Origin of the sequence: Microbacterium sp., assembly GCF_041641055.1 — a bacterium.
Classification (GTDB): Bacteria; Actinomycetota; Actinomycetes; order Actinomycetales; family Microbacteriaceae; genus Microbacterium.
The window spans coordinates 16,194-38,421 of the sequence record NZ_JBEPZB010000006.1; the positions used below are offsets into that span (position 1 = coordinate 16,194).

At 70.2% G+C, this 22,228-nt stretch carries 21 protein-coding genes; 4 read left to right on the forward strand and 17 right to left on the reverse strand.

Annotated elements, in window-relative coordinates:
* Positions 1 to 90 precede the first annotated feature (90 nt).
* The 11 genes from ACESK8_RS05475 to ACESK8_RS05525 form a co-directional block, all read right to left on the reverse strand.
* Entirely contained in the window at positions 91 to 660 is a 570-nt protein-coding gene (locus tag ACESK8_RS05475) for a DUF3054 domain-containing protein (protein WP_372967646.1), read from the reverse strand.
* A gap of 70 nt (positions 661 to 730) precedes the next feature.
* Complete coding sequence (locus ACESK8_RS05480) at positions 731 to 1,393, reverse strand: 2-phosphosulfolactate phosphatase (RefSeq protein WP_372967647.1); 663 nt, start codon at positions 1,391 to 1,393, stop codon at positions 731 to 733.
* A 77-nt stretch (positions 1,394 to 1,470) separates the two neighbouring features.
* Positions 1,471 to 2,943 carry an FtsX-like permease family protein gene (locus ACESK8_RS05485; RefSeq protein ID WP_372967648.1) on the reverse strand — a complete coding sequence of 491 codons (1,473 nt, stop codon included), beginning with the start codon at positions 2,941 to 2,943 and terminating at the stop codon, positions 1,471 to 1,473.
* On the reverse strand, positions 2,940 to 3,701 hold the full coding sequence (locus ACESK8_RS05490) for an ABC transporter ATP-binding protein (protein WP_372967649.1): 762 nt from the start codon (positions 3,699 to 3,701) through the stop codon (positions 2,940 to 2,942). The genes ACESK8_RS05485 and ACESK8_RS05490 overlap by 4 nt, the downstream gene beginning before the upstream one ends.
* A gap of 85 nt (positions 3,702 to 3,786) precedes the next feature.
* A complete protein-coding gene (locus ACESK8_RS05495; RefSeq protein WP_174521385.1) occupies positions 3,787 to 4,422 on the reverse strand; it encodes a response regulator transcription factor in 636 nt (211 codons plus the stop codon).
* On the reverse strand, positions 4,419 to 5,597 hold the full coding sequence (locus ACESK8_RS05500) for a sensor histidine kinase (protein ID WP_372967650.1): 1,179 nt from the start codon (positions 5,595 to 5,597) through the stop codon (positions 4,419 to 4,421). The genes ACESK8_RS05495 and ACESK8_RS05500 overlap by 4 nt, the downstream gene beginning before the upstream one ends.
* A 62-nt stretch (positions 5,598 to 5,659) precedes the next feature.
* Entirely contained in the window at positions 5,660 to 6,451 is a 792-nt protein-coding gene (locus ACESK8_RS05505) for a class I SAM-dependent methyltransferase (protein WP_372967651.1), read from the reverse strand.
* Positions 6,452 to 6,494: 43 nt separating this feature from the next.
* Positions 6,495 to 7,652, reverse strand: coding sequence for an AMP-binding protein (locus ACESK8_RS05510; protein WP_372967652.1), 1,158 nt, complete (start codon positions 7,650 to 7,652; stop codon positions 6,495 to 6,497).
* Positions 7,653 to 7,668: 16 nt separating this feature from the next.
* Positions 7,669 to 8,580 (reverse strand): 1,4-dihydroxy-2-naphthoyl-CoA synthase, encoded by a 912-nt coding sequence (locus ACESK8_RS05515; RefSeq protein ID WP_372967653.1) that lies wholly within the window; start codon positions 8,578 to 8,580, stop codon positions 7,669 to 7,671.
* 78 nt (positions 8,581 to 8,658) lie between these two features.
* The gene (locus ACESK8_RS05520; protein WP_372967654.1) at positions 8,659 to 9,618 is read right to left on the reverse strand and encodes a permease prefix domain 1-containing protein; all 960 of its coding nucleotides are present in this window, start codon (positions 9,616 to 9,618) and stop codon (positions 8,659 to 8,661) included.
* 1 nt (position 9,619) lies between these two features.
* Positions 9,620 to 9,952, reverse strand: coding sequence for a PadR family transcriptional regulator (locus ACESK8_RS05525; RefSeq protein ID WP_372967655.1), 333 nt, complete (start codon positions 9,950 to 9,952; stop codon positions 9,620 to 9,622).
* 130 nt (positions 9,953 to 10,082) lie between these two features.
* On the opposite strand from ACESK8_RS05525, the gene ACESK8_RS05530 reads away from it, so the two are divergent.
* On the forward strand, positions 10,083 to 11,060 hold the full coding sequence (locus ACESK8_RS05530) for an o-succinylbenzoate synthase (protein ID WP_372967656.1): 978 nt from the start codon (positions 10,083 to 10,085) through the stop codon (positions 11,058 to 11,060).
* A gap of 156 nt (positions 11,061 to 11,216) precedes the next feature.
* On the opposite strand, the gene ACESK8_RS05535 is transcribed toward ACESK8_RS05530, so the two are convergent.
* On the reverse strand, positions 11,217 to 11,840 hold the full coding sequence (locus tag ACESK8_RS05535) for a TetR/AcrR family transcriptional regulator (protein WP_372967657.1): 624 nt from the start codon (positions 11,838 to 11,840) through the stop codon (positions 11,217 to 11,219).
* A 121-nt stretch (positions 11,841 to 11,961) separates the two neighbouring features.
* On the opposite strand from ACESK8_RS05535, the gene ACESK8_RS05540 reads away from it, so the two are divergent.
* From ACESK8_RS05540 to ACESK8_RS05550, 3 genes are all read left to right on the forward strand, one after another.
* Positions 11,962 to 14,763, forward strand: coding sequence for an efflux RND transporter permease subunit (locus ACESK8_RS05540; protein ID WP_372967658.1), 2,802 nt, complete (start codon positions 11,962 to 11,964; stop codon positions 14,761 to 14,763).
* Entirely contained in the window at positions 14,760 to 16,730 is a 1,971-nt protein-coding gene (locus ACESK8_RS05545) for a YhgE/Pip family protein (protein WP_372967659.1), read from the forward strand. The genes ACESK8_RS05540 and ACESK8_RS05545 overlap by 4 nt, the downstream gene beginning before the upstream one ends.
* A gap of 195 nt (positions 16,731 to 16,925) precedes the next feature.
* The gene (locus tag ACESK8_RS05550) at positions 16,926 to 17,522 is read left to right on the forward strand and encodes a 2'-5' RNA ligase family protein (protein WP_245647431.1); all 597 of its coding nucleotides are present in this window, start codon (positions 16,926 to 16,928) and stop codon (positions 17,520 to 17,522) included.
* Between the two features lie 7 nt (positions 17,523 to 17,529).
* On the opposite strand, the gene ccsB is transcribed toward ACESK8_RS05550, so the two are convergent.
* The 5 genes from ccsB to ACESK8_RS05575 form a co-directional block, all read right to left on the reverse strand.
* Positions 17,530 to 18,507: a c-type cytochrome biogenesis protein CcsB gene (gene ccsB, locus ACESK8_RS05555; RefSeq protein WP_372967660.1), complete on the reverse strand. Its 978-nt coding sequence runs from the start codon at positions 18,505 to 18,507 to the stop codon at positions 17,530 to 17,532.
* A gap of 4 nt (positions 18,508 to 18,511) precedes the next feature.
* Positions 18,512 to 20,248, reverse strand: a complete 1,737-nt coding sequence (locus ACESK8_RS05560; RefSeq protein WP_372967661.1) for a cytochrome c biogenesis protein ResB — start codon at positions 20,246 to 20,248, stop codon at positions 18,512 to 18,514.
* Positions 20,249 to 20,276: 28 nt separating this feature from the next.
* On the reverse strand, positions 20,277 to 21,056 hold the full coding sequence (locus tag ACESK8_RS05565; protein ID WP_372967662.1) for a cytochrome c biogenesis CcdA family protein: 780 nt from the start codon (positions 21,054 to 21,056) through the stop codon (positions 20,277 to 20,279).
* A 16-nt stretch (positions 21,057 to 21,072) separates the two neighbouring features.
* Complete coding sequence (locus tag ACESK8_RS05570) at positions 21,073 to 21,726, reverse strand: TlpA family protein disulfide reductase (RefSeq protein ID WP_372967663.1); 654 nt, start codon at positions 21,724 to 21,726, stop codon at positions 21,073 to 21,075.
* A gap of 62 nt (positions 21,727 to 21,788) precedes the next feature.
* Positions 21,789 to 22,193 (reverse strand): MerR family transcriptional regulator, encoded by a 405-nt coding sequence (locus ACESK8_RS05575; protein ID WP_372967664.1) that lies wholly within the window; start codon positions 22,191 to 22,193, stop codon positions 21,789 to 21,791.
* Positions 22,194 to 22,228: the final 35 nt, after the last annotated feature.

The following is a 22,228-nucleotide window of genomic DNA, read 5'->3' on the forward strand; positions in this document are numbered from 1 at the left end:
GAACTGAGGCGCGGCTGCTCTCGCACACCCCGACACCCCGATTCGGATGCCGTATCGACCCCGCAACACGGTGGGGGCCGACGCATCGCGTCAGCGCGTCGGGCCCTCGGAGTCCGGGGCGTCGTCGGCATCCCGCTCCGGCGCAGGGACGGCCGGGTCGGGCTCACCTGCGATCGGAGCACGCGGGTCTGGAGCATCCGCACCCGCACCCGCACCCGCACTAGCACCCGCATCAAGATCCGCACCGACAGCCGACTCCGCGGTCGCAGCCCGCTCCACCGGCCCGCGGTCGTCACGGCTGCGCGCAGCCCGCCGGCGCAGCAGCGCGGCCACCGCTCGCCAGCCGACGAGGAAGACCCCCAGCGCCAGGGTCGCGACGATGATGAAGGCGATCTGGGCGGTCTCCCCCGAGACGATCCGCAGCAGCATCCCTCCGACGACCGTCACCACCCACACGACGGCACCCCAGCCCAGCGACCAGGGGCGGCGAGGCCGGGCCGGCAGCAGCGCGGCGATCAGGTGACCGAGCAGCAGCGCGACGATGAAGGGCCACGCGGTGATCAGGAATCCGCCGGGGTCCTCCTCGTGCGAGGCGCGCCCGATGACGGCGAACACGAGCACGAACAGGGCGTCGAGGATGAGAGCGGGGACGTACCTCATGTCACGACCCTACGTGCCTCGCACCGGATCACGCGCCGGGCGCCCGGCCTGTTGCGAGAGCGCGCGCCGGTCATGCGAATGCGACGAATGCTCCCTCGGTCAGCACCGGCACCACATCGAGCGCGTCGACCTCGGCGGCCTGCGCGGTCGTCGTCGGGGTGACGCCGGACGAGAGCATCCGCTCGGTCGCGGCGACGCCGTCGGCGAGCTCGCGCGCGGAGCCGCTCGCTCCGATGAGGTGACGCAGCGCGCGTCGCAGTGCACGGAATCCCTCGGCGGCTACAGCGGCATCCGGCGCCGTGTGGTCGATGCCCAAGTCGGTGAGGGCGGCGATGATCGCTCCCGCTCCGAGCTGGTCCTCGACGGCGAACCGGAGCATCCCGGCTCCATCGGCCTCACCGGCCGCGATCACCGCGACCGAGGTGCGCGACCCGTTGCGCTCCTGCAGCCTGGTCACGGCACGGGCCACCGCCGACGCATTGCGCAGACTCCCGACCAGCACGACCGAGTCCTGCGCCTGAGCCGCGGCAGCGACGGCCGCGCCGTTGCGCGACCAGTCCACCGCGTCCTCGAGCAGCACCGAGACTCCCGACGCCACGGCATCCGCGACGCTCGACGAGAATCGCAGCACGTCGACGACCACCACGACATCCGCGGGCCTCAGGCGCTGCAGTCCCGCGACGCCCCACTCGAGGCGCACCTGATACGTGGACTGATCGAAGGGAGACGGCATCCCTCCAGCCTAGAGCCGACCGGATACGGCGACGCCCCGACGGTCGCGGCGGCGATCGTCGGGGCGTCGGCAGGGGATCAGTCGGCGGCGAGCGCCTCGACCGGGGCCACCCTGGTCGCGAGCCGCGTGGGCGTGGCCGCCGCGACGAGCGTGAGCACGGCCGTGGCAGCGACGATGATGATGACGGGCAGCCAGGGGACGTGCGGTGCGACGAGTCCGGCCGGCTCGAAATCGGGGAGCGTCGGAGTCGAGCCGAGCAGCGACTGTGCGGCGATCCAGCCGTAGACGATGCCGAGCACGAGTCCGGTGAGAGTCGCCGCGACCGTGATGTGGGTGGCCTCGAGCAGCACCATCCGCCGGACCTGGGTGTTGGAGAGTCCGATCGAGCGCAGCAGCCCGAGCTCGCGCCGACGCTGCACAACCCCGATGGTGAGGAGGTTGACGAGGCCGACGGCCGCGATCACGGCGGAGACCGCCACGAGCACCATCATCACCGCGGCGAAGGCGTCGAACGGCGTGAAGAACTCCGCGGGGACCTCTCCCTCGACTTGTCCGATCAGCATCTGCTTGACCGATTCCAGGGCGACGGCGAACATCGTCACCAGCGTGACGCCCATGACCACTCCGATCGCCATGCGCGATGACCGCTCCGGGTAGCGCAGCGCGTTCTCGGCGGCGAGCCTCGCCGTGGCGCTCGATCCGAACAGGCGACCGACCAGCCGCAGCACCGGCGGCATGAACAGCACCGAGCCGAGCGCGAGTCCCGTGAACGACAGCAGCCCGCCGAGGAACGCGATGACCACGCCGAGCGGATGCACGAGACCCACGGCGACTCCGGCGGCCAGCAGGATCGCCCCGGAGATCAGCAGCACCCACGCGCCGACGTGTCGGCTGGTGCGGCTGACCTCATCATGGGTGCGCTCGACGCTTCCGCCGATCGCCTGCAACGGGGTGACGGCGAGGACCCGGCGCGACCCCGCCCACGCGGCGGCCCAGGTGGTGAGGGCGACACCGAGGGCGGGGAGCAGGATGAACGGCTGCGCCAGGGAGAACCCCTGCGGCACGTTCGCGATCAGCCCGGAGCCGATCTGCACGCCGACCGCGGCGATCGCCAGCCCGGCGCCGAGACCCAGCACCGCGCCGATCACGCCGACCACGAGGCCCTGCGTGCCGACCTCCGCCCGCTGCGAGCGCGCGGTGGCTCCGATCAGACGCATGAGCGCGATCTGGCGGGTGCGGCCGGCGATGATCGTCGAGAAGGTGTTGGCGGTCACGATCGCCGCGACGTACATCGCGACGGCGGTCAGCAGCACCGACAGCAGGGCGACGATGAAGGCCAGCGTCTCGCTGTCGCCGATGAACGGGTCGGCCTGCAGCACGGCCCCGAGGTAGGCCGTGGTCTCGACGAGCACGACGCCGAAGGCGGCAGAGAGCGCCGCGACGAGGATGCTCGCCCCCATGCCGCGATCACGCAGCCAGGCGAGACGGGGACCGGTGGCCGAGGTCTGCGGCACGTCGGTGCGTGTCGCCGTTGCAGTGACGGCGCTCATGCCGCGACCTCGGCAGCCAGCATGTAGGCGGAGATCTCCTCGGCGGTCTGGCGGGGGTGATCGGCGACGATCCGACCGTCGCCGAGGAAGAGCACGCGGTCCGCGTGGCTCGCGGCGATCGCATCGTGGGTGACCATCGCGATGGACTGACCGTGCTCACGGCTCGCGGTGGCGAGCAGCTGCAGCACCTCACGGCCGGTCTTGGAGTCCAGGTTGCCGGTCGGCTCATCCGCGAAGACGAGATCGGGAGCCGTGGCGAGCGCGCGGGCGATCGCGACCCGCTGCTGCTGTCCGCCGGAGAGCTGGTGCGGCCGGTGCTGCAGGCGCGATCCCAGGCCGAGGGTCTGGATGAGGCCGTCGATGCGCGCCTTCTCGATCGCGCTCGGCCGCCGACCGTCGAGCTCGAACGGAAGCATGATGTTCCCGAGCGCCGTGAGCGTGGGCACCAGGTTGAACGCCTGGAAGATGAAGCCCACCCGGCGCCGACGCAGGATCGTCAGATCGAGGTCGCCCAGTCCGGTGATCTCGGTGTCGCCGATCCAGGTCCGCCCCTCGGTCGGGGAGTCGAGTCCCGCCATGATGTGCATGAGCGTGGACTTGCCGGATCCGGACGAACCCATGATCGCGGTGAACTGGCCGCGGCGGATGCCGACGCTGACATCGTCCAACGCGTGGACGGTGCCTTCTCCTGCGCCGTAGGTCTTCTTGAGGTGCTGGACGCGGGCTGCGAGCCCGAGGTCGGTGGTCGTGATCTCCATGCCTTCGACGCTACGGAGCAGAGGGCCATCGCCGCGTCGCCCTGGCGACGCATCCGCGTACATCGCAAGGATGATCCCGTCGAGGTCAGGCGAGCCCGTGCTCGAAGGCGAACACCACCAGCTGGACGCGGTCACGCAGGGAGAGCTTGGTGAGGATGCGACTGATGTGCGTCTTCACCGTCGCCTCACTGAGGTACTCCCTGGCCGCGATCTCCGAGTTGGAGAGTCCCCTGGCCGCCAGCGCGAAGATCTCCCGCTCGCGGTCGGTGAGGGCGGAGTACTGCGGGGGCACGGGCTTCGGCGCCTCCGCGAAGTGCTCGAACAGCTCCCTGGTCGCCGACGCCGCGATCACGCTCGACCCGGAGTGGACCGTGCGGATCGCCGCGAGGAGGAACTCGGGATCGGCATCCTTCAACAGGAATCCGCTCGCTCCCTGACGGATCGCCCGCGCTGCCGCCTCATCGAGGTCGAACGTCGTGAGCATCACGATCCGGGGAGGATCGGGCTGCGCGAGGATCTCGGCGGTCGCGGTGAGACCGTCCATCACCGGCATCCGAATGTCCATCAGCACGACATCCGGTCGCGTGGTCGCGACGAGGGCGATGGCCTCCCGCCCGTCGGCCGCCTCCCCGACGACATCGAGGTCGGGTTGCGAGGCGAGCAGCATCCGCACGCCGGCGCGGAACAACGCCTGATCATCGACGAGGACGACCCTGATCATGCGGATTCTCCGATCGGAAGCGACGCGCGGACCACGAACTGCGCGCCCTGGCGCTCCGCCTGAAGGCTACCGCCCACGAGCTGCGCGCGTTCGCGCATGCCGATGACGCCGTGACCTCCGCCGACCTGCGGCTGCTCCCGACCGACGGTGTTGCGCACCTGGATGTCGACCCGATCGGCGAGCCAGGCCAGATGCACGTCGACCGCCCCGTCGCCATGGCGGATGGCGTTGGTCAGCGCCTCCTGCAGGATGCGGTACACCGCGAGCTGGATCGCCCCCGGCGGCTCACCCGGCGGTGTCGGATCGACCGTGATGCGCGGCTCGATCCCCGCCTGGCGCACCTGGGCGAACAGCGTCTCGAGGTCCGCCAGCGTCGGCTGCGGGCCGTCTCCCTGACGGTGGCGGAGCTGCGTGAGCAGCAGGCGTACGTCGCTCAGCGCTCCGCGCGCGGTCTGGGCGATCGTGCCGAGCGCCTCGGTCGCCATCTCGGGCTTCGCCGCGGCGGCATATCTGGCGCCGTCGGCCTGCGCGATCACCACGGCGAGCGAGTGCGCGACGATGTCGTGCATGTCGCGGGCGATGCGCACCCGCTCCTGCTCCTCGGCCGCGAGCGACTCCGCTTGCAGCTGCGCGGACCGGGTCGCGCGTGCCCGCAGGACGACGCGCCACAGCAGACCGCAGACCCAGGCGAACCCCAGCGCGAGCGCACAGAGCACGAGCAGCAGCGTGCCGGTGGTGACCTGATCCCATCCGCTGGTGGCACTCGACACGACCCCCGTGACGACCACCATGTACACGGCCGCCACGAGCGCGCCGAAGAGCGCGGAGCCGAACCCCCACCAGAGCACTGCTCGAGAGCCCCAGGCCGCCGTCGCGTACAGCACCAGCAGGATCGCGAAGTCGATCGGCAGCGGGCCGTAGCCGGCGATCATCTGCGCGATCGCTCCCGCCCAGGCTGCGGCGAGCGCGAGGCCGGGGGCGAGCCTGCCGATCGCGACGCCGCCGCACATCAGGAGACCCGACACCACCACGGCCGCCACAGTCCTTCCGTCGACGCCCTCTCCCACGGCTCCCGGGCCGTAGAACACGATCGAGAACGGGGTCAGGATGACGAAGAGCAGCGCCGCCCCGACGATGTCGAGGGCCAGCGCCGTGCGCGAGAGCGGGCGGATCACTCCCCCACGCTACGCGGCGCGGCGTCCGGCTCGCATCCGCCTGCAGATGTATCCGCCGCGGGTCAGACCCTCGCGATGATCTCGCCGTGCGGCACGAGGAACCATCCGTCGCCGTCGTCGGCCCACCGCTTCCAGGCGTCGCTGATGTCCTGCAGGTCGCCGCCGGTCGCGAGATCGCTGTCGACCAGCTGTCGCGCGAGCGCGGACTCGAGGATGCGGTCGGCCCACATCCCGCCCCACCACGCCCGGTCGTCCGGAGTCGCGTAGCACCAGGTCGAGGCGGTCGCCGTGACGTCGTCGAAGCCGGCGGCCCTCGCCCAGGCGAGGAGACGGCGTCCCGCATCCGGCTCGCCTCCGTTCGCACGCGCCGCACTCCGGTACAGGTCGAGCCAGCGGTCGAGCTCGGGGAGCAGCGGGAACCAGTGGAAGCCGGCGTAGTCGGCGTCGCGCGCCGCCACCACGCCGCCCGGCGCGGTGACCCGACGCATCTCGCGCAGCGCCTGCACCGGGTCGCCGACGTGCTGCAGCACCTGATGCGCGTGCGCGACGTCGAAGCTGTCATCCGCGAAGCTCAGCGCCTGCACGTCCTCGACCGAGAAAGCGATGTTGTCGACGCCGCGGTCCGCAGCGAGCGTCCGCGACAGCGACAGCGCGTTCTCGTCGATCTCCGTGGCGGTGACCTGCGCGACGACTCCCGCGAAGTCGACGGTGATGCTTCCGGGCCCCGCCCCGACGTCCAGCAGTCGTGTCGTCTCGGTCAGGTGCGGGCGGAGGTACTCGGCGGAGTTCGCAATGTCGCGGACGCTGTGCGAGCGGAGGACGGACGCGTGATGTCCGTGCGTGTAGGTGGCCATGCCCCAGTCTGGCAGGGCGCGATCCGCATGCGCCATCCAGCGGTCAGTGCAGTTCGGAGACGGCCCGGCGAATCGCCTCGCGGTCCGGCTTGCCCGATGCCAGGAGGTCGAGTTCGTCGACCACGATCAGCCGGGCGGGTCGCGCGTGCTTGCCGAGCTCGGCGGCGACGACGTCGCGGGCGTGGGCGAGCTGCTCCGCCTCGCTGCGCCGCAGCGCCTCGCCGCGCGGAGCCACGATCACCGAGGCCTCGCCCCAGCGGTCGTCCTGCACGCCGACGACGACCGCTCCGGTCAGGCCGGGCACCCGGCGGACGAGCCGTTCGACCCGGTCCAGGGAGATGTTGATCCCTCCGGAGACGATCACGTTGTCCGCTCTGCCGTGCACGCGCACCACGCCGTCCTCGAACAGTCCGAGATCTCCCGTGTGGTACCAGCGGATGCCGTGCTCGTCGCGCGAGAAGGCCGAGGCCGTCAGCTCCCCGTCGCCGAGGTAGCCGTCGGCCAGCATCGGGCCGGCGATCCTCAGCTCGCCGTCGACCGTGCGCACGGCCACCGTGTCGAGGGGGACGCCGTCGTACACGCATCCACCGCTGGTCTCGGTCGAGCCGTAGGTGCGCACGAGCCGTATGCCGAGGTCGGCCGCGCGGTCGCGCAGGGGCTCCGGCAGCGACTGGCCGCCGACGAGGATCGCCCGGTACGCCTGCAGCGCCGACCGGACGGGGCGGTCGTCGGAGGCGTCGAGGAGCGTCGCGAGCTGAGCCGGCACGAGCGAGGTGTAGAGATCCGGGATCGAGCTCGTCGCCGCGGACGGACGCAGCATCGACAGTGTGGCCTCGGCGAACGAGGTGGGTGAGAACCGGCCGTCGAGCGCCGCCGGATGGGTGCCTGCGAGGAGCGAGCGCACCAGCACCTGGAGTCCGGCGACGTACCCGGCAGGCAGGGCGAGCAGCCAGCGACCGCTCCCGATACGCGCCGCCGTGGCGTCGGCGCTCGCCCGCAGCGCCTCGCCGCTGAGCGCGACGCGCTTGGGGATGCCGCTCGACCCGGAGGTCGCGATGACCGCCGCCGTGCCCTGCGGAACCCAGTCGGGCGCGTCGCCGAGCATCCCGAATCCGAGTGCCGGGCCGCCGTCGAGCGCACGGGCCAACGCCTCGCGAAGCTCGGCCGGGTCCTCGGCATCCGTCGGAATCAGGGCGACCATGTCCGTCTCGATCCGCTCAGTAGTGCCAGGGGAAGGAGGACCAGTCCGCATCCCGCTTCTGCAGGAACGAGTCACGGCCCTCGACGGCCTCGTCTGTCCCGTAGGCGAGGCGCGTCGCCTCGCCCGCGAACACCTGCTGCCCGACGAGACCGTCGTCGACCGCGTTGAACGCGAACTTCAGCATCCGGATCGCCGTCGGCGACTTGGTCAGCACGGTCCGCGCCATCTTCAGCGCCTCGCGTTCGAGCTCGGCGTGGGGCACGACCCGGTTGACGGCGCCGGCCTCGTAGGCGCGCTGCGCCGAGTACTCCTCGGCGAGGAAGAACACCTCGCGGGCGAACTTCTGACCGGTCTGCCGCGCCATGTACGCCGAGCCGTATCCGGCATCGAAGCTGCCGACGTCAGCATCCGTCTGCTTGAACCTCGCCTCCTCCGCAGAGGCGATGGTGAGGTCGCAGACGACGTGCAGCGAATGCCCGCCACCGGCCGCCCAGCCCGGGACGACCGCGATCACGACCTTCGGCATGAAGCGGATGAGCCGCTGCACCTCGAGGATGTGCAGGCGACCTGCCCGCGCGGGGTCATGCACGGTCGTCTCGTCGTCGGAGTACTTGTAGCCGTCACGTCCGCGGATGCGCTGATCGCCGCCGGAGCAGAACGCCCAGCCGCCGTCCTTGGGGCTCGGGCCGTTGCCGGTCAGGAGCACGGCGCCGATGCGCGGATTCTGTCGTGCGTCGTCCAGTGCGCGGTACAGCTCGTCGACCGTGTGCGGGCGGAAGGCGTTGCGCACCTCCGGCCTGTCGAACGCGATGCGCGCGACTCCCCCGTCGGTGCTCACGTGCGCCGTGATGTCGGTGTAGTCCTCGGCACCGGGCGCGAGCACCCATTCGTCCGGGTCGAAGATGTCTGAGACGAATGCGTGGGTCACGGATCCACCCTATTCCCGCCCGGGTTGCACACGCAGACGGCGCCGCCCGCGAAGGCGACGCCGTCTGCGTTCTCCCGCTCAGCCGCGGCGGGCGCGGACCGTCTTGATCCATCCGTCGACGATGTCCCAGATCGGGAAGGCGACCAGGCCGAAGCCCGTGATCACCGTGAGGATCCGCATGGTCTCATCCGTCACGCCGTTGTCGGTGAAGACGTGGCTCAGGAACTCCGGGTTCAGCAGCTCCCCCCGCACCAGCAACGTCAGCGACCATGCCGCGAACACCACCGCGAGAAGGGTGTTGACCACCGCGGCTCCGACCGTCCAGCGCCGCTGGGCGTAGACCACCACGGCGAGCAGGGCCTCGGCGACGAACAGCGCGAAGAAGAAGGTGATGCCCCAGGGCCAGAGCGCGGGGTCGAGGATCGAGATCGGCTCACCGCCGGTCGGGAAGAATCCGATGAACGCGTCCCAGAGCACGGCGCCCACGCCGAGCACCAGGAAGATCAGCGATGCGATCGCATCCGCCCGTCCTGCCCCGTTCTGCGTCGGCTCCGGCAGCTGGTCGACGTTCCACTTCACCCCGGTGTCGGCGCCCGTCCGTTCGAGGATGAAGAACACGAGCGTCACCCAGAACCCGACGTGCACGATGGAACCGAGGGCTGCGACCACCGCAGTGCCGATGATCTCGCCGGTGGGCGCGCCGTCGATGAGCTGTCCGAGCATCACTCCGCCGAACGCGCAGATCGGCACGATGACGAGCAGCAGCTTCAGCAGGCGCCACCACACGAGGTAGTACTTCGGCCCGATCAGGTGCAGTGGACGGTCTGCGTACCCCGCGGCCAGGATGCCGGGGTCGCCGAGCCCGGTGAGAACGGCGCGTTCGGCCTCGGTGGGCGACTCGCCCTGTTCGAGGCGGGCGTCGACCGCGTCGGCGATCGACGCCTCGAGCTCGGCACGGACGTCGTCCTGCAGCTCGGGGGCGAGGCTGCGGATGGTGGCGCTGATGTAGCGCTCGGTGAGCGTGGCTGTCGTGGTCATGTCAGTTCTCCTCGGCTGTGAGGGTCGCGATCGCCGTCGTGAGCGAGCGCCATTCTTCGGTCAGGGTGTCGGCGAGCCGGATGCCGGCTTCCGAGGTGCGGTAGAACTTGCGCGGCCTGGCCTCGTCGGTGTTCCACTCGCTCGTGAGGTACTCCTGCTTCTCGAGCCTGCGAAGCAGCGGGTACAGCGTGTTCGCGTCGGTGGCGAAGCCGTGGCGCTCGAGGTCCTCGAGCAGTCCGTAGCCGTACCCCGCCGTGCGCAGCAGCTGCAGGCAGGCCAGCACCACGGTGCCGCGGCGCAGTTCCTGCAGATGCGTGTCGAGGATCTCGTTCATGTCGATCACATTAGTGTGCGTCACACACCATTGTCAATGACACATCTCCGTGTGATGCAAGCGTGACGCGGGGATCGGCCGTCGGCACGGCGGATCCCCCGAGGCGGCGCGGACAGAGCAGAATGAGCACATGCTCCCCGCACTCGCAGATCTGCTCGGCTCGGCTCGAGTCGTCTCCCTTCCGATGCACACGCGGTTCCGCGGTGTCGATACCAGGGAGGCCCTGCTCTTCGAAGGGCCGGAGGGCTGGGCGGAGTTCTCTCCGTTCGTCGAGTACGACGACGCCGAGGCCGCGACCTGGCTCGCGGCGGCCGTCGACTTCGCCTGGAACACGCAGCCCACACCACTTCGAGAGCGGATCGGCGTGAACGCGACGATCCCGGCGATCGACGCCGCGGCCGTCGCAGGGGTCCTGGCCCGGTTCGCCGGATGCCGGACCGCGAAGGTCAAGGTCGCAGAGCCGGGGCAGACTCTCGCCGACGACGTCGCCCGGGTGCGCGCAGTCCGCGAGGCGATGGGACCGGAGGGCCGCATCCGCGTCGACGCGAACGGGTTCTGGAACGTCGACGAGGCCGAGCACGCCGTGCACGCACTGAACGAGTTCGACCTCGAGTACGTCGAGCAGCCCTGCGCCACAGTGCCGGAGTTGGCGGAGCTGCGCGCCCGCGTGAAGTACATGGGCATCCCGGTCGCGGCGGACGAGAGCATCCGCAAGTCGTCCGACCCCCTCGCCGTCGCACGCGAGAAGGCCGCCGACCTGCTCGTGATCAAGGCGCAGCCGCTCGGGGGCGTCACCCACGCTCTGCAGATCGTGACGGCCGCCGGACTCCCCGTGGTCGTCTCGAGCGCGCTCGACACCGCCGTCGGGCTCTCCCAGGGCGCAGCCCTCGCTGCCGCGCTGCCGCGCCTCGACTACGACTGCGGCCTCGGCACGTCATCCCTGTTCCTCGACGACGTCGCCGAGCTTCGCCCCGAGGACGGATCGATCTCGGCCGCGCGCGTGACACCGGATGCCGCCGCGCTCACGCGCCTGGCGGCGGCGGACGACCGGCGCGACTGGTGGCTCGAGCGCCTCGAGCGATGCTACGCCGTGCTCGACGCCCGCTGACGGAGACGGGTCCGGACCCTGACCTCCCCTCCCGGACACTCACCTGCATGCCGAGAACGCGGATGCATGCCGAAACGGGTCGTCTCGGCATGCATCCGTCTTCTCGGCATGCATCCGTCTTAACAGCAGACTCAGTTCACCGGATGCGGCGCCGGCTCACTCGGCGAGCAGCAGCTGGACGAGACGTCCGAGCTCCTCGCCGCTGGTGTGGCGGAGCTGCCCTGAGTCCTGACCGGCCATCGCCCCGCGAACGGTCATGCCCTCCCAGATGATCATGAGCATGCGGGCGGCCTCCTCGGCCGGCACCCTGAGTTCGAGCGAGCTGACCGAGACGATGTCGGTGATGATGATGGCGATGCTCGACACCATCTCACGCTCCTGCGCGAGGTAGGCGGCACCGAACTGCTGGTCACGCAGTGCGCGGATGCGGATCTCGCTCATGAGCATCACGCCCAGACGGTCGTCACCTCCGGCATCCATGATCTGCTGCACGAGCTCGACGGGGTCGCAGCCTTCGGACAGACCGCCGTCCGCGGCGATCTCCTCGACGCGCGTGCGCACGGCATTGACGCGCTGCTCGGCGACGCTGCCTGCGAGCATCAGGAACAGCTCGTCCTTCGACTCGAAGTTGGAGTAGAAGGCTCCGCGAGTGAAGCCGGCGCGATCGCAGACCGCCTCGACCGAGGCACCGTCGAGTCCGACCTCGGCGAAGACCTGCGCGGCCGCATCCAGAAGCCGGGCTCGCGTGTTCTCGCGACTGCGGGTGGCGGGTGTCGTCATCGAATCCTCCTGCCTCTCATTCTCACACCCCGTACACAGATTTCCGGGGACGTGCCACCTTACGATACATCTATGTATTGGATACACCTGTGTATCCAGCCCACGTTCCCTGAGGAGCCCCGTGTCCACACTCCTGTCGTCCCTCGGCCGCTGGTCCTACCGGCACCCGTGGCGCGTTCTCGTCTCCTGGCTGCTCGCCCTCGGCATCGCCGGCGCGGGTGCACTCGTGCTCGGAGCGGGAACCGACAACTCGTTCTCGATCCCGGGGACGGAGTCGCAGGCCGGCCTCGAGCAGCTGAACCGGTCATTCCCGGCGGTGAGCGGCACGAGCGCGCAGATCATCGTCGTCGCAGCGGACGGCGATGCCATCACGGATGACCCCTACCGCGAAGACATCGAGGATGCCGTCGAGCAGCTCGCCGATCTCGACGACTCCGTGCTGTCGGCCACGTCGCCCTTCGACGAGAACGTCAGCGGCATGGTGAATGAGAAGGAGACCGCCGGCATCATCCGCCTGCAGTTCGACGGTCAGTCGACAGACGTCTCGGATGAGACCAAGGACGACCTCCGCGGCGTCGTCGCCGATCTGGCGGATGAGCTCCCGGAGGGATCGCAGACCAAGCTCGGCGGCGACCTCTTCGCCACGTCCATCCCCGGCGTGACCCTGACCGAGGCCGTCGGCCTCCTGATCGCCCTGCTCGTGCTGATCGCCACCTTCCGCTCGTTCGTCGTCGCCGGTCTCCCGCTCCTGACCGCCGTGCTCGGCGTGGGCATCTCGATGGCAGGCATCTTCGCCGCCACCGCGTTCGCCACCGTCTCCTCGACCACTCCGCTGCTCGCCCTGATGCTCGGACTCGCGGTCGGCATCGACTACGCCCTCTTCATCATGGCCAGACACCAGGACCAGGTCCGCGACGGTGTCGACCCCGAGGAGTCCACGGCACGAGCGGTCGGCACGGCCGGATCCGCGGTCGTGTTCGCCGGAGTCACCGTGCTGATCGCCCTGATCGGGCTCGGCTTCGCCGGCATCCCGTTCCTGACGACCATGGGCATCGCCGCCTCCGCTGCGGTCGCGGTCGCCGTCGCCATCGCGGTGACGCTCACACCCGCCCTCCTGGGCTTCATGAAGGGGCGCGTGGCCGGTCGCCCGCGGCGAGCGCCGAAGGCGAAGAAGGGCCAGTCCGCACCCGCCCCACGCCGCCGCTTCAGCGATCGATGGGTGACGGGTGTCACGAAGCGTCCGCTCCTCGTGTCCCTCGCAGTGGTGCTCGGACTCGGGATCGTCGCCGTTCCCGCACTCAGTCTGAATCTCGCGCTGCCCAACGCGGGCGTGCTGCCGCAGGACTCCGAGGCGCGCCAGAGCTACGACCTCGTCGGCGAGGAGTTCGGCCCCGGCTTCAACGGCCCGCTGATCCTCACCGGGACGATCGTCACCTCGACCGATCCGCTGACTCTGATGGAGGACCTCGGAGACGAGGTCGCGAAGATCGACGGCGTCAAGGAGGTCGCCCTCGCGACCCCGAACGAGACGGCCGACACCGGCATCGTCCAGATCGTCCCCGAGACGGCGCCGGATGACCCCGCCACCGCCGACCTCGTGCGTGAGCTGCGCTCGCACCACGACGAATGGCTCGACGAGTTCGGCATCGACCTCAAGGTGACCGGCTTCACCGCGGTCGGCATCGACATCTCCGACCAGCTCGGCAACGCGCTCCTCCCCTTCGGCCTCTTCGTGATCGGGCTGTCACTGATCCTGCTGACCATCGTCTTCCGCTCGCTGTGGGTGCCGCTCACGGCCGCGGCGGGATACCTGCTCTCGATCGTCGCCGCGTTCGGCATCGTGGGCGCGGTGTTCGAATGGGGCTGGTTCGCCGACGCTCTGCACGTCGCGAAGGTCGGCCCGATCATCAGCTTCATGCCGATCATCCTGATGGGCGTGCTGTTCGGGCTCGCCATGGACTACCAGGTCTTCCTGGTGTCGCGGATGCGCGAGGACTTCGTGCACGACCCTGAGGCGAAGCATCCCGACCGTGCCGTCCGCCGCGCCGCGGCACTGCGCGCGGTCCGCAGCGGCTTCACGGGATCGGCGAAGGTCGTCACGGCGGCAGGACTCATCATGTTCGCGGTGTTCGTGGCCTTCGTCCCCGAGGGCGACTCGTCGCTCAAGCCGATCGCCCTCGGCCTCGCCGCCGGCATCGCGATCGACGCGTTCCTGGTGCGGATGACGCTGATCCCCGCGCTCATGGCGATCCTCGGCGAGCGCGCCTGGGAGATCCCCGCCTGGCTGGAGCGGATCCTCCCGAGCGTCGACATCGAGGGCGAGGCCGTCGAGCGCGAGCGCCATCTGGCGGAGTGGCCGGGAGACGATTCCGTCGTCGCGGCGGACGACCTGACCATCACGGATGCCGGGGTCGAGGGTCTGCACCTGCGAGTCGCACCCGGAGCATCCGCCGTGCTCACCTGCTCGTCGGTCGGCGCCCTCCGCGCACTCGCGCTCACCATCGCGGGTCGCGTGACGCCGGGAGACGGACGCCTCAGGGTGGCCGGACACCTGCTGCCCGGTCGCGCCGCCTGGGTGCGCGCGCACGTCGGTGCCGTGCTCGCCGCTGACACGTCCGACCTGTCGGCGGACCTGTCCGAGGCTCTCCGAGGCAGGCCGGCGCTCGTCGTGATCGACGGCGTCGACCGCCTGTCGCCGCCCGCGCGCGATCAGCTCGCCGCGCGTCTGCGCGACGCCCGTCGGAGCACGGCCGTCGTGCTCACGGCGCTCTCCCCCGAAGCCGCTCTCGACGTCCTCGAGGCGGCCGGCCGCACCCCTGCCGACCTGATCGACATCGATACGCCCGTCGCACACGGGCACACCGCTTCCCCTGCTCCGCACGGCGCAGACGACACCACCGAATCGACCGAGGTGACCGCATGACCCTCCCCATCGAGCGCGTCCGCTCGCGCAAGCCCATCACCTGGCTGACCATCCTCGGCATCCTGCTGCTGCCCGCAGCGGTCGGAGGCATCCTCGTCTCGGCGTTGCACAATCCGACCGAGCGCCTGGACTCGATGACCGCCGCGATCGTGAACCTCGACGAGCCGGTCGAGATCGACGGTCAGCTGACCCCGCTCGGACGCCAGCTCGCCTCGGGCCTCGTCGAAGGCTCGGACGACCTCGACTCCAACCTCACCTGGGTCATCTCGAACGAGGAGGATGCGGCCGACGGCCTGGCGGACGGCTCGTACCAGGCGGTCATCACGATCCCCGAGGACTTCTCCTCCGCCGCGACCTCGGCAGGCCAGGCGGTCGCCGACGGCGGGGGCGACGCCGAGCAGGCGACCATCCGGGTGACCACCCCGGACGACGGCCTCGTCGCCGACGACCTCATCACGAGCCAGATCGCGAACGTCGCGGCGACGAGCATGGGCACGCTCCTGTCCGAGGCGACGACCGAGAACATCCTCGTCGGCTTCACCACGATCGGCGACCAGATCGGCGACGCCGCGGATGGCGCGGTGAAGCTCGCCACCGGGGCACGGGATGCCGCGACCGGCGCTGCCGCCATTCCGGACGGCGCGACACAGCTCGCCTCGGGTGCGGGCGACCTCGGTACGGGCGCGTCATCGCTGGCCTCGGGGCTCGACACCCTGGCGTCGAAGACGCGTGAGGCCGCGAACGGAGCCGCCACCCTCGGCGCCGGTCTCACCGACGGCGCGGCGCAGCTGGAGGCGACCGGAATCGTCCCGGCCCCGGTCTCCGATGCGGCGAAGGGCAGCGCCGCACTGTCGGGGCAGGTGGCGACCGGCGCCTCCGGCGTCTCGACCCAGCTCGCAGCGCTCATCGCGAAGTGCGACACGGCGGCGACGCCGGAGTTCTGCGCCGAGCTCGACACCGCAGGCACCGCGGCGAACACGCTGGCCACGACGACGACGACACAGGCATCCCGCGCTGCCGCCGGCACGGTCTTCGCTCTTCAGGAGTTCGACAAGGGTGCATCGGCCGAGCTCGCCTCGCAGTTCCGCGAGGCCGGCTCCGGAGCGACGACGCTCGCCGACGGCCTGAACCAGCTGGCCACGGACGGACTCGACCAGTCGGCGGCCGGTGCGCGCGCACTCGCCACCGGTGCCGGTCAGCTCTCCGACGGCGCCACCGAGCTCGCGACCGGTGCCACGGAGCTCTCGTCCGGCCTCGACACGCTCGCGACCGGGACCGGTGATCTTGCGGGCGGTCTGCGGACGGCATCCGACTCACTCCCCTCGTTCAGCGACTCGGAGTCGACCTCGCTCGCCTCGGTGATCGCGGACCCCGTGTCCTCCGAAGGAGCGGATGCCGGCACCATCTTCGGCCCGACCGCGATCCCGCTGCTCACGGCGGTGGTGCTGTGGTTCGGCGCGCTCGCGTCATTCCTCGTGATGCGCTCGTACACGGCTCGCGCACTGACCTCGCGACGGTCGTCGGCAGCACTCGCCCTCCGCGCCTTCGCTCCCGCCGCGGCGATCGGGGCCGCTCAGGGCCTGCTGGTCTCGCTCATCGTGCAGTTCGTCGCGAGCTACGACGCCGCCGCCTGGTGGTCGTTCGCCGGTATCGCCGTGCTCGCGGGGGTCGTCTTCGCCGCCGTGAACCAGGCGCTGGTAGCGCTGTTCGGCGGTGTCGGCCGCTGGGTGAGCGCGCTCATCGGAGTCCTCGCGGTCGCGACGGGCCTCATCTCGACCGTGCCGGGGTGGCTCGCCGACCTCGGTGCGGCGCTGCCCACGGCATCCGCCTTCTCCGGCCTGATCGCCGCGAACGGCGGCGCGGCCGCCGCCCTCGTGGTCTGGGGAGTGCTGTCGCTCGTCGTGACGACCCTGGTGGTCGCGCTGCGGCGCACCACCTCGGCGAAGGCGGCGCTCGCGACCGCCTGACGATCACTCGTTCGCGTTCATCATCCACGACTCCGGAGATCCGGGGGGCCTCGGGGCCGCTACCGCGTGACAGGCCAGGGAATACGCGGGTGGCGTCGCCGGCCTGCTTGAGATCTCCGGAGTTGTGGAGTGGAATCCGTGACGAACGGCCGAGGCGGGTTCACGGACGTCGCCCCGCGCACGTACGATCGGGGGATGCGTCGCCCTTTCATGACCTCTCCCGCCCAGCTCGCTTCGCTGGAGGGGCAGCAGTACCTCGTGCTGCGTCCGCGCACGGCCGTCTCCGACGTCTACCGTGCCGAGCAGCGGTCCGCGCTCGGACGCCTCGATGCCCCGCACCCGCACACCGAGCACGTCACGCTGCGCGCGTTCCACGAGCCCGAGCGGCGTGACGAGCTGCTCGCACTGATCCGCGAGTGGGCCGTGGCGCAGCGTCCGGTCGAGGTCGTCGCGGAGGCGGTCGACGTGTTCCCCGCGCCGTGGCAGGTCGTGATCCTGCGGCTGCGGCGCACGGCGACCCTCGTGTCCGCCTACGCCAACCTCAGTGCGGCGCTCGAGACGACGGACTTCCGCCGCCTCGACGAGCGCCCGACCGAGGAGTGGACGTTCCATCTCTCGGTCCTCTACGCGAAGACCCTCGCCCCCGCCGCCTGGACGGAGCTGTCGCACAAGTCCCGGAGGTCGCTGAGCTCGCGCCCCTCGGAGATCGTGCACGACGCGGAGTTCGTCTGGTACGAAGACGGCGTCGAGCACGCGGAGGTCATCCCGCTGGGGATCCGCTCGTTCGGGTGAGGCCGGTTCAGCTCAGGCCGGAGTAGGCGTGCAGGCCCTTGAAGAACACGTTGACGATCGTGAAGTTGAAGAGCACCGCCGAGAAGCCGACGATCGCCAACCAGGCTGACGGATTGCCGCGCCAGCCGCGGGTCGCACGCGCGTGGATGTATCCGGCGTAGAGCACCCAGATCACGAAGGTCCAGGTCTCCTTGACGTCGAAGCCCCAGAAGCGGCTCCAGGCGTAGTACGCCCAGATCGAACCCGCGATGAGCGTGAACGTCCAGAGGATGAAGCCGATGATCGTGAACCGGTACGCCATGCTCTCCAGGCGCTCCGATCCGGGGAAGGTGCGCAGGAATCCCGGTCCGGTCTTCTCCGCCCCCTCCGAGATCAGACGCTCCCGGCGGGACTGCATGAGCTGGATGACGGACAGCGCGAACGCCAGCGCGAAGAACGCCGTGCCGAGCGACGCCACGAACACGTGGATGACGAGCCAGACGCTCTTGAGCGGGTCCATCAGCGGCGAGACGTCGACGTAGAAGTTCGTCGCCGAGAGGCCGAGCAATACGACGACGAGCCCGGTGATGAAGGTGCCGAGGAAACGCAGGTCGATGCGCGTGAGGACGACGAGGAACACCGCGACGATCAGCAGGGTCCCCATCATGGCGAACTCGTAGAGGTTCGCCCACGGCACCCGACCGGCCGCGAGTCCGCGGGTCAGGGTCGCCGCGAAGTGGAACAGGAAGGCGAGGACCGTCAGCGAGGTGCCGATGCGCGCCATCACGAAGCGCTGCGGAGCCGCCTCGGATCCGGATGCCCCGCCGCGCGGCCCCGCGGCCGCCTTCGACCCGGCGCCGACCAGCTCGAACTCGCGGACGCTCGCCGCATCGGCCGACAGCTGAGACCGCCGGGCGAGGTCGAAGGCGAAGGCCACGAAGGCCGCCGCGTAGACCGCGATCGCCGTCCACAGCAGGATCGGCGAGATCACTTCGAGGTCGAACATGGTGTCAGTCTACTTTCGGGGTGTCGGATGCGGGTTCTGCGTCGTCGTCGGCCGCCGGCTCATCGGCGACGGCGGTCGTCACTCCGGCGGCGTCCATCAGACGGGCGTGACCGGCGACGAGGTCGTCGACGGCCGTCGCGAGCGTCGGGTCCTCGCCTCGGGCGAGGCCCGCGTACTCCAGCTCGACGGTGCCGTCGGCGGCGGTGGCCTTGACCCAGACGCGTCGACGCGGGATGAAGAGGGCGAGCATGAGTCCGCCGAGCGCGAGCAGCGCGAAGCCGAGCACCCACGGACCCGAGGCGTCGCGGTGGATCTGCAGCGACGCGAAGCGCTTGACGGACTGCGAGGCATCCGTCGCCCCGGCCGGCGACTCGTCCTCGAACGTCACCGTGCCCATGCCGTTCGGCAGGTCGGCGGTCTGGCCGGGCGTCAGCTCGATCGACTCGAGGTCGGTGGTGCGACCGGTGACCTTGGTCATCCCGGTGGTGTCGAGCACGTAGACCGACCGCGGGACTCCCTCGTTGATGCCCAGATCGCCGGTGTACACGTCGAGCGTGAGGGTCGGGTTCGTCAGGTCGCCGAACCCCGAGAAGAATGCCCCCGTGTCGAGCACCCCGGTGGTCGGGTAGAAGAAGCCGACGAGGCCGACCTGCTCGCTGAGGCCGTCCGGGATCTTGATGACGCCGAGCGAGGTCATGTTGTTGTCCTGCGGAAGGAACGGCGTGCTGTTCGTGAACACGACCGTGCCGTCGGGGTCGCGCACGGTGATGGTCGGCGCGTAGCCGTTGCCGAGCAGGAAGACGTTGTCGTCGGCGACGCCGAGCGGCTCGTTCACCTTGACCGATCCGGTGCGCTCCTCGCCGTTCTCCAGCACCGTGACGTTGGCCGAGAAGTCGCCCGCCTGACCGGAGCCCGGCTCGCCGAAGGGCTGGTAGGTCACGTCGAAGCTGTCGAGCCGCATCGAGTAGGGCGCGAGCGCTCCGTCACCGACGAACCGCCCGCGGTTCATCGAGTCGTAGTCGAGCAGCGTGTTGGCGAAGGTCTCCCCCTCGACCAGCACCCGCTGCCCCGTGTAGGCGAATCCGCCGCCGACGCCGACCGTGATGAGCACGCCGACCAGGGCGAGGTGGAAGAGCAGGTTGCCGGTCTCGCGCCAGTATCCGCGCTCGGCGGAGACCGACGACGCACGACCGGAGTCGTAGCGCTCGACCCGGTACCCCAGCGCCTTCAGCTGCTTCGTCGCGATGTCGATCGTGGCAGCCGCCTCCGCGGGAGCATCCGTCGACGCGCGCCGGACCGCGCGGAAGTCCGCGAGGCGCTTCAGCCGAGCGGGGGTGCGCGGCGGGCGCGCCTGCAGGGCCTTGGCGTGATGACGGATGCGCGGGATCACGCATCCGACCAGCGAGGCGAACAGCAGCAGGTAGATCGCCGAGAACCAGGGCGACAGGTAGACGTCGAACAGCTTGAGCGCGTCGAGCACCGGGAAGAGGTCGGGGTTCTCGCGCTCCCACTGCGTCACACCGTTGGGGTCGGCCATGCGCTGCGGGAAGATCGAGCCGGGGATCGCGGCGATGGCGAGCACGAGCAGCAGGATGAGCGCGGTGCGCATCGAGGTCAGCTGACGCCAGCCCCAGCGCAGCCATCCCACGAAACCGAGACGCGGCTGCGTGATCGACTCCTCGCCGTCGACGTGGTCCGACGGGCGGAGCGGGTCGCTGGACCTCTCGGTTGTGCTGCTCACGTCATCCTTCCGATGCGTCTTCTTCTGATCAGAGCGGGAGGATGACACTGTTCATCACCGCCGTCAGTCTCGACATGATCTCCGTCCAGAGCCCCGTCAGCATGAGCAGGCCGAGGACGATCAGCAGGATTCCGCCGATGATGTTCACCACGCGGATGTGTCGGCGGAGGAACCCGATCGCCTTCGTCGCCCACCCGAATCCGAGCGCGACGAGCAGGAACGGGATGCCGAGGCCGAGCGAGTACGCCAGGCCGAGCATGCCCGCACGCACCGGGTCGCCCGCGTTGAACGAGAGGGCGAAGATGGCGGTCAGGGTCGGGCCGAGGCACGGCGCCCAGCCGATGCCGAGTGCGACACCCAGCAGTGGTGCGCCGATCAGCCCGGCCTTCGAGTCCACATGGAACCGCACCTCGCGCTGGGCGAAGCCGAAGAGGCCGAGGAACACCAGCCCCATCAGGATGATCACACCGCCGAGGATGCGCGTGATGAGCTCGCCCCACTGGAGCAGGAAGACGTTCGCGAGTCCGCCGAGCGCCGTCAGCGAGACGAAGACCGCGCTGAAGCCGAGGATGAACAGCAGCACACCGAGGACGAGTCGGCCACGCGCGGGGGCCTCGACCGTCGAGAGGGCGGTGCCGTCGGCCGTGCTCGAGGAGCGGCGAGGCGTGACCGCGCCGCCGAGGAATCCGAGGTAGCCCGGCACCAGCGGCAGTACGCACGGCGACAGGAACGAGACGAGGCCGGCGAGCATCGCGACGGGGATGGCGACCCAGAGGGCGCCGGATCCGATGATGGCTTCGGGGTTCACCGCGCCCCCGAGAGGGTCACGAGTCCTCCGCGAGCGCGTCCTTGACGAGCGTCGAGAGGATCGAGGTGCCGTCGATCGGACCGATGATGCGCGCGGCGACCCTGCCCTGCTTGTCGAGCACGAGTGTGGTGGGCGTCGCCTGGATCGGCACGGACGAGGCGAATGCGAGCTTCGCCTCGGCGGTGTCGACGTCGATCAGGCTCGGGTACGTCACACCGAACTCGTCGGAGAAGGCCTGCGCCGTGTCCGCCTGGTCGCGCGTGTTGATGCCGAGGAAGGCCACGTCGTCGCCGCCCTGCTCCTGCCAGACGCTCTCGAGGTCCTCTGCCTCGACGCGGCACGGCGCGCACCCGGCGTACCAGAAGTTCACGACCGTCACCTTGCCGGCGAGCTCGGAGCTGTCGAAATCGTCGCCGTTCTCGGTGACGCCGCTGAACTCGGCGACCGGCTCGCCCCGCTCGGCGACGGGGATCTCGACGATCGCACCGTCGGCTGCGACGTATCCGGGGTTGTCACCGCTGAGGAACGAGTCGTTCACCGGATCGGGAGCGCAGGCGCTCAGGCCGATGGCGAGCACCGCGGCGAGCGCGACACCGACCGCGCGGCGAGAAGGCCGGATGCGGGAGGGGCGGCCGCTGCGGATCGGACGAACCGTCGAGGGGAGTGGCACGATTCCCAGTTTACGCGGGGGTTCCTATGCATGGGCCGGACGTGCGAGCCGTGCGGAAGCGGTCAGAGCCGCGCCAGCACGTCGGCCACGCTGGCCCGGAATCGGGGGCACGTGGCAATGTCGTGCGATCGGCATCCCATCGCATGCTCGGTCATCTCGCGCGACCGCCGCATCTCCTCCATCCGGCTGTCGAGGTCGTCGAGGTGCCGCTGCAGCACCTGGTGACGCTCGGCGGCGCCGTCGTCGAGCATCACGCCGATCTGGTCGAGCGTCATCCCGGCCGCCTTGCTGCGCTGGATCACCGCGATGCGGACGACCTCGTCCTGCCCGTAGCGGCGCCGACCCGCCGCATCGCGCGCGGGGGTGAGCAGCCCGACCGACTCCCAGTGCCGGAGCACGTTCGTGGGCAGATCGAACTTCCCGGCGACCTCGCCGACGGACCACGGGTTCTGGACGCTTGACTTCATGTTGACATGAAGTCACACACTGGACGAGAACGCAA